Source organism: Dyadobacter sp. (assembly GCF_039919315.1).
GTDB lineage: Bacteria > Bacteroidota > Bacteroidia > Cytophagales > Spirosomataceae > Dyadobacter.
The window spans coordinates 303,636-316,976 of the sequence record NZ_JBDSFX010000102.1; the positions used below are offsets into that span (position 1 = coordinate 303,636).

Annotated in this window: 12 protein-coding genes; 6 read left to right on the top strand and 6 right to left on the bottom strand. The window is 44.4% G+C overall.

The window, feature by feature from the left end; all coding sequences use genetic code 11:
• Positions 1-71: 71 nt before the first annotated feature.
• The 3 genes from ABIO93_RS30835 to ABIO93_RS30845 all read left to right on the top strand — a co-directional run bounded on the left by ABIO93_RS30835 (position 72) and on the right by ABIO93_RS30845 (position 3,709).
• Positions 72-1,805 carry a PQQ-dependent sugar dehydrogenase gene (locus tag ABIO93_RS30835; protein WP_348073886.1) on the top strand — a complete coding sequence of 578 codons (1,734 nt, stop codon included), beginning with the start codon at positions 72-74 and terminating at the stop codon, positions 1,803-1,805.
• 239 nt (positions 1,806-2,044) lie between these two features.
• Positions 2,045-2,752, top strand: a complete 708-nt coding sequence (locus tag ABIO93_RS30840) for a hypothetical protein (protein ID WP_348073887.1) — start codon at positions 2,045-2,047, stop codon at positions 2,750-2,752.
• Positions 2,753-2,764: 12 nt separating this feature from the next.
• Entirely contained in the window at positions 2,765-3,709 is a 945-nt protein-coding gene (locus tag ABIO93_RS30845; RefSeq protein ID WP_348073888.1) for a hypothetical protein, read from the top strand.
• Between the two features lie 8 nt (positions 3,710-3,717).
• Here the strand turns inward: ABIO93_RS30845 and ABIO93_RS30850 are convergent, their stop codons facing one another.
• Positions 3,718-4,395: an alpha/beta fold hydrolase gene (locus tag ABIO93_RS30850; RefSeq protein WP_348073889.1), complete on the bottom strand. Its 678-nt coding sequence runs from the start codon at positions 4,393-4,395 to the stop codon at positions 3,718-3,720.
• A 59-nt stretch (positions 4,396-4,454) separates the two neighbouring features.
• On the bottom strand, positions 4,455-5,078 hold the full coding sequence (locus ABIO93_RS30855) for a GDSL-type esterase/lipase family protein (RefSeq protein ID WP_348073890.1): 624 nt from the start codon (positions 5,076-5,078) through the stop codon (positions 4,455-4,457).
• Positions 5,079-5,302: 224 nt separating this feature from the next.
• On the opposite strand from ABIO93_RS30855, the gene ABIO93_RS30860 reads away from it, so the two are divergent.
• Both ABIO93_RS30860 and ABIO93_RS30865 read left to right on the top strand, forming a co-directional pair.
• A complete protein-coding gene (locus ABIO93_RS30860) occupies positions 5,303-5,728 on the top strand; it encodes a hypothetical protein (protein ID WP_348073891.1) in 426 nt (141 codons plus the stop codon).
• 139 nt (positions 5,729-5,867) lie between these two features.
• Positions 5,868-6,800, top strand: coding sequence for an aldo/keto reductase (locus tag ABIO93_RS30865; RefSeq protein ID WP_348073892.1), 933 nt, complete (start codon positions 5,868-5,870; stop codon positions 6,798-6,800).
• Here the strand turns inward: ABIO93_RS30865 and ABIO93_RS30870 are convergent, their stop codons facing one another.
• From ABIO93_RS30870 to ABIO93_RS30880, 3 genes are all read right to left on the bottom strand, one after another.
• Positions 6,801-8,924 (bottom strand): PQQ-binding-like beta-propeller repeat protein, encoded by a 2,124-nt coding sequence (locus tag ABIO93_RS30870; protein ID WP_348073893.1) that lies wholly within the window; start codon positions 8,922-8,924, stop codon positions 6,801-6,803. It abuts the gene before it with no gap.
• A 117-nt stretch (positions 8,925-9,041) separates the two neighbouring features.
• Positions 9,042-9,500, bottom strand: a complete 459-nt coding sequence (gene tnpA, locus ABIO93_RS30875) for an IS200/IS605 family transposase (protein ID WP_348073894.1) — start codon at positions 9,498-9,500, stop codon at positions 9,042-9,044.
• A 145-nt stretch (positions 9,501-9,645) separates the two neighbouring features.
• Positions 9,646-11,601: a sialate O-acetylesterase gene (locus ABIO93_RS30880; RefSeq protein WP_348073895.1), complete on the bottom strand. Its 1,956-nt coding sequence runs from the start codon at positions 11,599-11,601 to the stop codon at positions 9,646-9,648.
• Between the two features lie 98 nt (positions 11,602-11,699).
• Here ABIO93_RS30880 and ABIO93_RS30885 point away from each other — a divergent pair, with 98 nt between their 5' ends.
• Complete coding sequence (locus ABIO93_RS30885; RefSeq protein WP_348073896.1) at positions 11,700-12,605, top strand: glycosyltransferase; 906 nt, start codon at positions 11,700-11,702, stop codon at positions 12,603-12,605.
• Here ABIO93_RS30885 and ABIO93_RS30890 read toward each other — a convergent pair.
• A complete protein-coding gene (locus tag ABIO93_RS30890; RefSeq protein ID WP_348073897.1) occupies positions 12,589-13,341 on the bottom strand; it encodes a glycosyltransferase in 753 nt (250 codons plus the stop codon). The two genes, ABIO93_RS30885 and ABIO93_RS30890, sit on opposite strands and share 17 nt — an antisense overlap.

Sequence of the window (13,341 nt, forward strand, 5' to 3'; positions counted from 1 at the left end):
TTTGTTACCCGGCAGTTTATAACTTTAAAGCATATTAAATCTAAACTCTTAACAGCCTCTTTTCTCTTTACATGTTCCAAATTTTACGTTACCCACTCATTATTTCAGTTTTGGTATTTGGTTTGTTCAATTGCACAGGCATTAAGAAGACAAAAACTGTCGCAATTGACAGCAAAACCAGCACTCAGGGGAAAGAATTATTCACTACCAACTGTGTATCCTGCCACGCCCTGGAACAAGAGGAGATCGGCCCCAGACTTGGAGGAGTAACCAGTTTACTATCTCAAAAGGAGCTCATTGACTTCGTTAAAAACCCAAATAAAGCGATCGAAGCGGGTAATCAACGAGCCGTTGCTTTGACGCGGCGTTACAAAATGATCATGCCGCCTTTTGATTTTTTGAAAGACGACGAAATCAAATCAATTTTGGCTTATATCAGAGAGGAAACAGATGAGCATCACATTCAGCCGCTGGTTGTTAAGGTCGAAGCCAATAATGCGCCAGCCGAGAGACTTGCCGCCCCCGTCACCAAAGCCGGACTTAAAATTGAAACCGAAGATTTTATCACGATACCGCCTTCCAGCGATAAAATGCCAAGGACGCGTATTGCCAATATGCGGCCGCATCCTTCGGCCGACGGTACATTGTTTGTCAGTGACCAGCGAGGCATTATTTATAGGATTGACAGCAAGCAGGCTAATGTGTTTCTGGACATCAGGCTATTGGTAGAGAACTACGTCAATGAACCAGGTCTGGGTACAGGCCTAGGAAGTTTCGCTTTCCACCCCGACTATCAGAATAATGGTTTGATCTACATCACTCATACAGAGGCTTTCAAAGGTCAACGCGCAGATTATGAATTTCCGGATTCTATTAAGGTAGCAATGCAATGGGTGGTATCGGAATGGAAAATCAATGACGTAAAAAGTACCGTATTTGAAGGGAAAAGGCGCGAGCTTATCCGAATCAATGTGCCAGGTGGGGTGCATGGCACCCAGGACATTGGATTTGTGCCCGGTATTGGTAAAAATGATCCGGATTATGGGATGTTATATATAGGTACCGGTGACGGAGGATCCACGATTGCTAAACATCCTGAGCTTTGCCATAAATTGAGTTCTTTGCTAGGTACCATCATTCGTATCGATCCGTCAGGGACCAATAGTAAAAATGGCAACTACGGCATTCCTGCCGATAATCCCTTTGTCAATCATCCTGATCAGGCGACTTATAAGGAAATTTATGCCTACGGTTTCAGAAACCCGCACAGGCTTTACTGGGATATGACCCATGGAAAAACACTTTTCAGCGCGGAGGTGGGAGAATCTAACTTTGAGGAAGTCAATGTGATCGTAAAAGGAGGGGATTATGGCTGGAATTTGCAGGAAGGTAACTATGGGATTTCTTACAAGGATCTTAAAAATGTATACAAATTACCTGCCTCTGATACGGCCAGATTTGTTAAACCTTTTGCGCTTTACGATCATGTCGACGGAAATGCGATCAGTGGCGGGGCGGTGTATGAAGGATCGCTGGAAGCTTTGAAGCATCAATACGTTTTCGGCGATATTGTGAGTGGGCGGATTTTCTATGTTCCGGTAGATAAATATTTGTCTCCCGCCCCTGTACATGAGCTCTCGATTATGCAAGGTTCAAAGGAGACCAATCTGGTAGAAATGTCGGGATCGAAACGGGTTGACCTAAGAATAGAATATGATCTGTTTTCGAAGCAAATGTACATTATGACCAAAAGCGACGGCAAAATCAGGAAGATTACCAAAGCCTATTTCGACAAGATTCCGTGATGCTCGATCAGCTATTTTTAGTTGCCGTTAAATAATTGCTAAGTCTTAATGACAAGTTGTTAAAGTTAATTTGTACAACAAAAAGTTAAACCAGGCTTGCAATGGCAAACGTTAAAACAGTAGTAGACCAATGGTCTGTAAAAGACCTTGAAGATAATTCTTCTATCAATGTAACCGTGGAAGGATGCACCGAACTGGGCAATAATTCGCAGCTGCATTAGGTTTGTTTAAAATTCACCATGATCACATACACTTATTACGGTTTACTTTCGGTATTCTGTATCTTCATTTGCATCACCGTTTACAATTATCTGCGGAAACCTCCTCCTTCGGGAGACAGTTCTGTTGGCTGGGCGCTGGGCATCTTTTACCTGGCTGGACTGTTCGGGATTATCGTGCTGGCGTTGCTGTTTTGGCAAAATAAGGTCGCAGGATTAGTCATTCTATGTATACCGCTGATTTTTCTGGCGTTACCGTTTTTAAGGAGCAGATTAACAGACCTTTATGCCTGGATTCCCGTGGCAAGAGACCAGGCCCTGCTAACGCTCCACATTGTCAACACTACGGATGCGCTGATCCATGTAAAGCTGGAATGCTGGTTTGGACGTGCCAATTCAGACACTTCCTTTTTGTATAAAACACTGGTTTTTACTTCCAAACCACTCGAATCCACGCCGCATGAGTTATCCCAGTTCCAAACAGCGCTGCTTTCCCGAAAATCCAAATACGTTAGCATTGTTATCTACGAATGCATTCTGGGCCATGGGCCGGAGTTCGTTTATATGAGAGAAATTCAGCCCTGTATGCAGTTTTGGAATCAGTCTGTAAAAGCATTTCAGAAAGAAGAGTACGCGATCACCATTGACGCTGCCAAGAATTCGGATACTTTCAGATCAGAGGTGAAAAGATTAAAAAAGGACAATATGTACACTTCCGGGGCATTCTAATACAGATCAGATATGAAACTTCATTGGATAAAAGTCATTCAATCTACTGATGACGGCAAGGACCAGGCAATCTGGATTTCTGAAAAAGACCGGGGTTTTTTCATCACGGATCGGTGGAAAGTAGTCTGCATTGAAGCTCACAATGATTTGGCAATCCAAACAATTGCTGAAACCGCTGATCAGGAAGAGGCATATCAGATGAAAGGAATTTATGATAAGCGACTGCCCGACCATCTCTATGACGAAATCAGCTCGCTGGGAATCTCTGGTTTCAACCTGCTGGGTAAGGAAGCTTATGACAGCATCGATTCACCGGCAGGGTCCGCTTCACTGCTCGAAATGGTTAATCGCTATGGCCCCATTGATCGCGACTTACCATTGCTTGCGCATAACGGAAGTATTGTCACATTCGGGAGTAAATCCATTTCAATCGGTAAAATGGATGGTAACACATTAAAAAGTGTGGGAACGGTCAAAACGAAAGGAAAAGCCCCAGCACACGCTCATCTGCATACGAACCTGAATCTGATCGTTTATGGAACCAATTATGGTGAGATTTATGGCCAGTATTTTGATGAGAATGGTTTTGGCAAAACCTTAAAAATTGATAATCTACAAAAGCCTCTCTACCAAGTTGGTTTTGCACACGATGGAAACACCTTGCTTGCCTGCGGGATGGGTTACCTGAAAATATACGCATGGAAAGCAGGCGCCTATTCCGAAATTTCAACCATTCAAACCGCTGCTAAATCTTTCGCTGTTTTGCGGGACTACCTGATCATTAACAAAGGAATGCACGGGATTGACTTGTTTAAGCTTGGAGAGAAAACGGAAAAAATGGATTCACTAGTTGTACCATTTGCCATAGACAGAATGGTTTTGCACCCATCTGAGCAAATGCTGCTGCTGACAAGCAACCCGCATGGCGCATTGGGTTTTGTGAAACTGACCGGGTAGTACGGCGATCAAAGATAGATTTTGACCATTTCACGCCAATAACGTGGCCGATGCGCCTCTTCATCCCACACATACAGCTGATGTGGTACCTGGATCAGATTTAAAGAATGGCTCAGGTGCTGGTTGTTATCCAGGAAGGTATCCTCCCGGCCAATTACCAGTGTAATGTCCATCTTCCGGAGTTGCCTGAGTAGCCCGGGGTCTGAAATTTTTGGTATGAAATGATTAGGCATGTTGTAATAAATATCCTCATCGAAATATCCGTCAAACAGGTCTGCGAAAAAGGGTAGGGGCTGCGTCAGATCGTAGCGGGCACTCATGCCGACAACCTTGGTAAAAATAGTCGGATGCTTCAATGCAATATTGACCGCGTGATAACCACCCAGGCTGCATCCGGCAGCGATCAATCCCTTTTTTTTATTCTGTTTTCTGATAAAAGGAACTACCTCCCGCAGAATGTACTTTTCGTACTGCAAATGTCGGGCGATACGTTGCACGGGAGCTGACTTGGAATAAAAGCTTTCACAATCAATGCTATCAACACAATAAACCTGGATTTCCCCTGCTTCGATCTTAGGTTTCAACGCATCGATGATCTTCCAGTTCTCAAAATCATAAAAATGCGCGGAACGGGTCGGGAAAAAGATGACTGGTGTACCGGACTGGCCGAAGACCAATATTTCCATAAACCTTTCTAAAATTGGACTGAACCATTTGTGATATGCTCTTTCCATGACCAGTTGAGTTATGGTGCTTTTGATAGTTCCTCGGTGCCGACCGGGATATTCATAGTTTGAAGTATTAATTTCCTCCACAATGCGTACCCATCGCTGCTTAGGTGCAGTCCGTCTGCTTCAAACAGGGATTTTCGCGGGTAGCCCTGATAGTTGACCATTGACGGGAAAATATCTATATAATGCTGAAAATCGTCTTTGCTAACTTCTTCCCGGATCAAAGAGTTGGTCAGCTTGATACGGTCAATAATTTCCCATCGCTGCAAGCTGGGTTTGACCGAGATGAAATACACAGGAATGCTACCGAAGCTGTTCCTGATCTGTGAAATTAATTGACGATAGAAAAGGCAAACTTCTGCTGGCTCACGTCCATCCCCCAGGTCATTGTCGCCTGCGTAAATGATAATGGCCTTGGCCGAAACAACCGGGGCAAGCAGTCTGTCAAAAAACCAGGAGCATGCGGCCAGGGTAGACCCACCGAAACCGAGGTTGACAGGTTTTAAGTCTGCAAAATCCTGGTAGAGCGTAGCCCATAAAGTAAAGCTGGAACTTCCATAAAACACAGTTTCAGGTTGATATGTTAGTTTAGAAAATTCCTTTTCTACCCTGACGACTTCTTCTTCATACCAAATCATTGTCTTTCAAGAAACGGTTTATAGAACCAAATATAGTCCTCGAACATTAACTATCCGTTAAGATTTGATCATCAGTTTAAGAATTTCAGGGTATTTTTTGAATTACGTATAGAGGTCTGGGGAATAGTGATATTAAAGAAGCAAAAAATCAAAATTTTCAAAAATGGTTACAACCTTTTTTAACCCGCTTGTATCCTTATATTAAATTTAACAACCACTATGTCATGAAAAAAACAATTCTATTTGCACTAATCTGGGTAGCGGCAGTTGCCTGCGACCAGAAACAGGATGCTACCCCTCAAGTTGAACTGAAAACCACAAGCGTACCTTATCGGCAGATGACTACCGTGGCGGCATCAGGCTCGGATCTGAAAGTTGATTTACAGGAAATTACCGACAGCCGTTGCCCGAAAAATGCAGTTTGTATCCAAATGGGCAGTGCTGTAATGAAGTTCAATGTGTCTGATGCTTCCAGTCAGACAGATGTTAATGTCACTTATAAGGGAGATCGTAAAACCGACTATCAGACATTTACATTAAGCGGCCAGACTTACCTGCTCAAAGTGAGCGAAGTGCTTCCTTATCCGGAGACAACACAGTCACCTAAACTGGAAGATTATAAGGTAAATGTGACCATTGAGAAAAAGTAGTAGATTTAGATTTGGTGTGAAGGTTAAGTAAAAGGAGTCAGGCTCAGACCTGGCTCCTTTTCTCTTTAGTGCGGTTTTATCCTTAGTTTTAATGATTTGTTGTGTAACTTGTCAGAGCAAAAACAGCTAATCTGAACCAATGGAGCATCTTTTTTCAAGACGGGAAGTTTTACAAGTCCTCGCTGCCGCAAGCGGCACTTTGCTGCTCAACCCGTTGTCGACCCTTGCCGAAAATAACCAACCCATGCTTTTACAGAGAAAAATACCTGTGTCGGGAGAGACATTGCCCGTTGTTGGACTAGGCTCCTGGCAGCAGTTCGATGTTGGTTCAAGCTCAGCGGAGCGGACGCCTTTGAAGGAAGTACTGATCAAAATGCAGGAAGCTGGCGGAAAAGTAATCGATGCCTCACCTATGTATGGACGCGCGGAGGAAGTAATTGGCGATCTGACGAAAGAAGTGAAGTTGAATGATCAGTTTTTCTTTGCTACCAAAGTCTGGACCACAGGTAAGCAGCAAGGGATCGAGCAGATGAATGATTCGTTTAAAAAAATGGGACGCAGCAAAATGGATCTGATGCAAGTTCACAATTTACAGGACTGGCAAACTCATTTGAAAACGCTAAACGACTGGAAGCAACAAGGGAAAGTAAAATACATAGGCATTACCCATTACACAGACTCGGCGCATTCGCGCCTGGAACAGATTGTGAAATCCAAAGCCGTTGATTTTGTTCAGTTTAACTACTCGATCCGGTCGCGTAATGCAGAAAGAAGCCTTCTTGATGCGGCAAGAGATAACGGCGTTGCTGTGATTATCAACGAACCGTTCGAACAAGGCGCATTATTTCGGGCAGTCAAAGGAAAGGAATTGCCGGCCTGGGCTAGCGACTATGACATTAAAACCTGGGCGCAGTTCTTTCTAAAATACATTATCGGTCATCAGGCAGTTACCTGTGTGATACCCGGGACGTCCGATGTTAAACATTTACTGGATAACATCGGCGCAGGACTGGGGAAGATCCCTGATGAACAAGGGCGCAAAAAGATGCTAGAATGGATTGAGACAGTCTGATTATTCCAAAGCGAAAGCCACGTACTTATTTCCTTTTTTTGTTCCCAGTTTGGTTCCTCCGCAGGCAATAACCACGTACTGCTTGCCATTGACCTGATAGGTTGACGGTGTGGCAAATCCGGCAGCAGGAAGCGTAGTTTCCCATAAGAGTTTACCTGTCTTTTTATCAAAAGCCCTGAACTTGCCGTCCTTGGTAGCTGCAATGAAAAGCAGGCCGCTTGCTGTTACTACAGGCCCTCCGTAATTTTCTGTTCCGGTAGTAGGTACTCCTTTTGATTTCAACGACTCCACTTCTCCAAAAGGTATTTTCCATAAATATTCTCCCGTGTTCAAATTAATGGCATTCAATGTTCCCCAGGGTGGTGAAATGGCAGGAAGACCATTCGCATCCAGAAACTTATTATAACCTGTGCTTTGGTAAGGCAGATATACCTTTTTCGAAGCTGGGGTAGCAGATACAGCTTCCACTTTTTCATCACCAAAAAGAAATGAGACCAAAGCCTGCTTTTCATCCGACGTAAGCATGGTAAAGCCTGGCATCATACCTTTTCCGGAAGTGATCAGCTGTCTTACAAATGGCCTGTCGCGCCGCGTTCCTATGTCAACTAACGACGGATAGCCACTTTTAGCATTGCCTCTGCGTTGTGGCCCGTGACAGGTAACGCAATAGGTGGTGTACACTTTTTCCCCGGGACTGAGATTCGAAAGTTCACTTTCTTTGGGTGTATCTTTCATGGTCAGGATCCAGGCCATTTCATTGCTGTTCACATACAGGATGCCCTCGTCAGGATCTGCTGCCGCACCTCCCCACTCAGCACCGCCATCAAAACCGGGCAAGATCACCGTTCCTTCTTTACTCGGCGCTGCAAAAAGCTCCTTTTTATACCCTTTGAATTTAATCATCAATGAATCTTTATCAGGAGCATATGGGCTGATATCCTTCTCCGTCAATGTGTACGCCTGGCGTGCGTATGGCGCAGGCTTGCTAGGAATCGGTTGGCTAGGCCATGGGAATTCTCCAGGCAAAGCTGTTTTCGGCGCAGTAACCTCTTTGATTGGAAAAAGCGGTTTTCCTGTCACACGGTCGAAAACAAAGACATAACCCTGCTTACTAACCTGTGCAACGGCGTCGATCTTTCTGGGTCGACCGTCTGGGCCTTTTTGAGTAACAGTGATCAGGTTTGGAGGTGCAGGCAAATCACGGTCCCAAATATCGTGGTGCATGGTCTGAAAATGCCATATACGCTTACCGGTACGGGCGTCGAGTGCTAGTAACGAGTTGGCAAACAGGTTGGTACCCTTTCTTTTTGCGCCATAGAAGTCATATCCTGCCGAGCCCGTGGGTACATATAGAATGCCGCGCTTGCGATCGATTGCAGTTCCAGCCCAGTTATTGGCAGCGCCTGTGAAAGTATTTTTATAAGCGTCAGGCGGGAAGGTTTCATAGCCGAATTCGCCCGGATAGGGAATGGTGTGAAAAGTCCATTCCAATTTTCCTGTTTTTACGTTAAATGCTCTGAGGTCCCCAGGCGCAGCGTCAGAATCTTCTGAAAGGCGCAGCGGCATAATGATCAGATCTTCAAAAATCGTCCCGGGCGTATTGGAAACCATGTATTTTGTTTTGGCAATTTCGGGTAAGCCGGTATGCAGGTCAATTTTACCATGGTCGCCAAAACTGTCAATGACTTTCCCCGTACGTGCGTCCAGCGCATACAAGTAGGCTCCCATTGCATGCAGAATCCTCTTGTCATTACCTTCACTCCAATAGGTAAGGCCGCGGCTGGTATTAGATCCGTTTTTTGATTTATCACCAAAAAGCCAGATCTGCTTACCGGTGGCGGCATCCAATGCAAATGCCTGAACAGCTGCTGTAACGCCGTACAAAACGCCGTCCACGATGATCGGATTCACCTGAGTCTGTCCCGAATCGGGCATGGCGTAAGTCCATGCGACTTTGAGGGTTTTTACATTTTCAGGATTAATCTGAGTCAGTGAGGAGTAGTGGTTCCGATCTGGGCCACCCAGGTATTCGGTCCATTCGTCTTTTTTATCATCAGATACATTCCGTGCGCCCGATAGCAGCAATGCGGAAGCTGCGATGCAGCAAATTATGGGTTTGAACATTGATAAGGATATATGAATGAAGACGAAAGCCCGACGGGCTGTAAGTATTATAGAGAAAAATCGGCAGATCAATTTAGAACCCGGGACGGGTGACAGAATTAATCAATACAACTACTACTAGATCCATTCAAATAGATATTTCTCATTATATTCAATTTCAAATTTCTTTAACATTCCTAGATACTCTTCTTTAAAAGTCTTCTTTTGATGGTGTGCCTCCTGATTTAGGATGTAGTTATAAACGGATTCGATTTGCGAGTGGCCGTAGGAAAATGATCCGTAACCTTCTTGCCAGGAGAATTTACTGGGAACAAATTTTTTTGAATTGATAAAGTTGGATGAATTGTTCTTTACGTCACGAACCAAGTCAGAAATAGCCATTGAAGGGCGCAGACCAATGAATAAATGTACGTGATCCGCTGCACCGTTAACTATGATGGACTTTTGCTCCTTACCCCTAACAATGCCTGCCATATACTGGTGTAAATCATCTTTCCATGTTTTGGCAATTAAATTCTCCCGACCCTTAACGGCGAATACTACTTGAATGTAAACTTGTGAAAATGTACCTGACATTGTGTGTGTAAGTTAAGTAATGTTAAAGTAATCAGATTCCCTCGGTAATAGTAATATCAGCCCCTCGGGCTTTTTGAAAATTGGAATTATTGTTCAGGCTATAATACTTTCAGCCCTTTGGGGTTAATTATGTAAAACGTATCTCTTATTCAAATTTACTGCTAACAGTGATTCCAGGCCAGGTATCACTTCTGAAACCACTTGCCGGAAAACCATCGGTACTGTAAAGATTAGCATCCTCAGGAGCATCCGACCATGCATACCTTACGGAGGCGGGTTTGGTAACTTTCGGATGCGAAACCACAACGGTATTTCCTTTGATCACGGCCTGGGCGTAATAGAAGACCTTGTCGTCCCCGGCGATTTCAAAACCTTTGAGATAACCATATTTATCTTTTACGATCAGTCCGTTTTCTGCGTTTTTGAACGAAACAATCGCCTTACCTTCCTCGAACTGAACCTTGTCGTATAATGGCGATGCGTAGGGAATGTTCTGGCCATAATCCAGTTTCAATGCGTTGGTGGCTAATCTGTGGGCGACATCCTGCTTATTAGTAGGGTGAATGTCGTTCGGGTTTCCAACATCCGTTGAGACAGCCATACCTGTTTTTGGTAGGCTAAGGGTCATGTTTTGCGCTTCGCGAAGTTCTCCCCAGTTGCTGCCTTTGTTACTGTCGTTTTCTTGGCCGAAACTGGAAAGTTGTACCCAGTAAAACGAAAATTCGTCATTCCATAATTTGCGCCAGTCATTGATCATCAAAGGAAAAGACTGGCGGTACTGGTATGCACGGCCTGCATTGCTTTCACCCTGATACCATAATGCCCCGCGGATGCCAAATGGGATCAATGGCACGATCATAGCGTTGTAAATGCTGGTGCCCACATTGTTCATCAGGTGAGCGAATTCATGTTTTTCAGCGAAGGAAGGCATCAGCATCCAATCTTTTGCCAGGCTGATTTTAGTGCCGCCGTCCTCTATGTAGATATCATTGGCAGAGCCTATCAGTCCGGGACCAAACCAGGAAGTGGCTACTTGATTGCCCAGCTTGATCACGAGCTGGTTTTTTCCCTCTTTCCAGGTATTAGCAGGGACGGTAATCTTTTTTACACCTTTCACCGCGCCCTGACTTACGAGTTTACCATTAATGTAAATCTCATTCGGACTGTCATTTTCGGAAAGCGACAGAATGGTTTGTTTGGCGGCGACATCGGCTGTCAATGTAATTTCTTTGGCCATGAATCCAATTCCACGGAAACCCATCAATCCTTTCCAGTCCCACTGTCCTACCGGATCAGCGGTTTTTTGCCAGGCAGAAAAGTCAGTGGCACCACTTACATATTTTTTTTCATCATCGACAGACGGTGTGAACGCGGCATTTTTAAATAATTGCTTTCTGAGTTTGGTATCCATAATCAGGTCCGCATCCTGCCATGTTTGCGGCAAATGCTCGGCGTAGGATTTCAGGCCTTCGTCGGTAAGCATAGCCTCTTTGCTGATCCAGCCCTCTACCTGTGAGCCTCCCCAGGAAGAATGCAATATGCCGACAGGTATTTTTAGTTTCTGATATAATTCTCTTGCAAAAAAGAAGCCGATGGCTGTAAATCCACCAACAGTTTCAGAGGAAGCGATTTTCCATTCCCCTGTTTTAAGGTCTTTTTCAGGTTGCAATGTTACTTCATGATCCACTTTGAAATGGCGAATTTGCGGGTAGTCTGCATTTTGTTTTTCAGTGCTGAAATTTTTGGCAGCCGATACCGGCCATTCCATATTCGATTGCCCCGAGCAAAGCCAAACCTCGCCTATCAACACATCATTGACGGTCGCCTTGCCGGATTTAGCAGTGACATTGAGCGTATGTGGCCCGCCGGCTTCCAAAGCGTTGATCCTCACGATCCACTTACCGGAAGCGTCTGCTTTTGCATTGGCAGTCTGTCCTGCCAGGGTTACAGTTACTTTTTCGCCAGCGGTAGCCCAGCCCCAAACCGGAATGGGTTTCTGACGTTGCAGCACCACATGATCTGAAAATAAACGGGCTAGTTTGACCTGGCCAAAGACGCTGGTGTGGACGACAAGTAACAGAACAAAAAACAAACGGTTCATAAACGCTTCTCTAAGTGAATTAATGGTTATAAAATACGGATAGGGTGCCGTTTCTACTTAAAATTCTAACTTTGCGAAGCTCCTTTTTTACTAGTTAAATGATATCCATTATAATCTGCTCTGCGAATGCGGCTGATCTTTTGCAAGTTAAAGACAACATCAGCAGAACCGTCGGTGTGCCTCATGAAATCATCGCTTTTGACAATAGCGACGGACAAAAGGGGATTTGTGAAGTTTACAACGAAGGCGCACGTGCAGCGCAATATGATGTGCTGTGCTTTATGCATGAGGACATTGAAATGAAGACGGAAGGGTGGGGCGGGAAGGTTTTGGAGATATTTGATGCAAATAACGAAATAGGATTACTAGGAATAGCCGGTGGTGGCTATAAGTCCCTGGCGCCTTCCAGCTGGTATAATTACTATCTGCAAGAAAACGGTGGTTTTTACTGCAACCTGATTCAGGGTTACAAGCATAGCGGGAAAGCCGAAATGCTCGATTACCGCAACCCTAAAAATGAGGCATTGTCGAAGGTCGCTTGTGTAGATGGCTGCTGGTTTTGCACCAGAAAGCACATTGCGTTAAAATACCCGTTCGATGAAAAATTGCTAACCAAGTTTCATGGCTATGACCTGGATTTTGGCATTTCGATCAGTCGGGAATATGAAGCTGCGGTCACATTTGAACTGCTCCTTAAACATTTCTCCGAGGGGAATTTTGACAAATTATGGATGGACGAGATTTTGAAGGTCCACAAAAAGTGGGCGGCAGTGCTGCCAGTGAATGCAGATAATGTGCCGGAGTCGCATTTGAAACGTGTCGAACGCGACGCATTTGAAGTTTTTCTACAACAAAGTATGGACCAGGAACGCTACTCAAAATGGGAGCTAATCAAATTGATCTGGACAACACGGCATTCCCGGGTAGCCACATTTTCTTTTCCTTATAAATTGATGATCAGGTTGTTTAAAATGAAAAAGAAGCCTGCTACCTATTCTTTTTGAGTTCTTTGTAAAACTTTCTGACCCGGTTCAGGTAGGAAAAATAGCTTCTGCCTCCCCATTTGTATTCATAATAAAACCGCTCACGACTGGTGAGTTCCAGTTGTTCGGTTGTCGTTTTTGTTTTCAAAGTCCGGCTTTCCAAATGATCTACGATGGACGAAGTTACCAGGGCGTGTTTGAGGCCATATTTTTGGAGTGTATTGCTGTAATCATTGTCGGCGAACCAAAATTTAAAAGAGGGATCAAGCTTTCCGGTAATTTTTAGCATGTCACGTTTGAAGAATAAACACCAGCCGATCAACTCTTTTCTAACTTCATAGCCATAATGCACGCGGCCATCCAGCGCAATGCGCTGTTCAGGATGGTGAATACTGCACGCAGGGCTTGCGCTGTAAAGTTCTGTATCTGCGTCAAAAGCCTTTAAAATTTCGGTCGCCCAGCCTTGATGGAATATCAGATCGTTGTTACAAATGCAAACATATTTACTTTTGGTCATTCCGATACCAATGTTCATATAACGATGGTAACCAAATCTCTTCCACGGGTAAACTGTTTTCGAGTGAGGGTATTGATACCGTTTTAAGCTTTTATTAGATTCTATCACAATGATATTGAACTTGATCTTTTCCGGGTCTTCTGACTTAGCAAGGCTATCAATACCGTCCAATGTGATTTTTTTGAGCTCCTCATTCCGTGCATAGCTCAAAATTATAATGTCAATTTCTGTGGGTGCCAT

What these genes read in the sequence shown, in the direction of transcription:
- ABIO93_RS30885 (WP_348073896.1), top strand. Translation starts at nt 11,700, where the DNA reads ATGATATCCATTATAATCTGCTCTGCGAATGCGGCTGATCTTTTGCAA.
- ABIO93_RS30865 (WP_348073892.1), top strand. Translation starts at nt 5,868, where the DNA reads ATGGAGCATCTTTTTTCAAGACGGGAAGTTTTACAAGTCCTCGCTGCC.
- ABIO93_RS30850 (WP_348073889.1), bottom strand. Translation starts at nt 4,395, where the DNA reads ATGGAAATATTGGTCTTCGGCCAGTCCGGTACACCAGTCATCTTTTTC.
- ABIO93_RS30880 (WP_348073895.1), bottom strand. Translation starts at nt 11,601, where the DNA reads ATGAACCGTTTGTTTTTTGTTCTGTTACTTGTCGTCCACACCAGCGTC.
- ABIO93_RS30835 (WP_348073886.1), top strand. Translation starts at nt 72, where the DNA reads ATGTTCCAAATTTTACGTTACCCACTCATTATTTCAGTTTTGGTATTT.
- ABIO93_RS30840 (WP_348073887.1), top strand. Translation starts at nt 2,045, where the DNA reads ATGATCACATACACTTATTACGGTTTACTTTCGGTATTCTGTATCTTC.
- ABIO93_RS30890 (WP_348073897.1), bottom strand. Translation starts at nt 13,341, where the DNA reads ATGGCACCCACAGAAATTGACATTATAATTTTGAGCTATGCACGGAAT.
- ABIO93_RS30845 (WP_348073888.1), top strand. Translation starts at nt 2,765, where the DNA reads ATGAAACTTCATTGGATAAAAGTCATTCAATCTACTGATGACGGCAAG.
- ABIO93_RS30855 (WP_348073890.1), bottom strand. Translation starts at nt 5,078, where the DNA reads ATGATTTGGTATGAAGAAGAAGTCGTCAGGGTAGAAAAGGAATTTTCT.
- ABIO93_RS30860 (WP_348073891.1), top strand. Translation starts at nt 5,303, where the DNA reads ATGAAAAAAACAATTCTATTTGCACTAATCTGGGTAGCGGCAGTTGCC.
- tnpA (WP_348073894.1), bottom strand. Translation starts at nt 9,500, where the DNA reads ATGTCAGGTACATTTTCACAAGTTTACATTCAAGTAGTATTCGCCGTT.
- ABIO93_RS30870 (WP_348073893.1), bottom strand. Translation starts at nt 8,924, where the DNA reads ATGTTCAAACCCATAATTTGCTGCATCGCAGCTTCCGCATTGCTGCTA.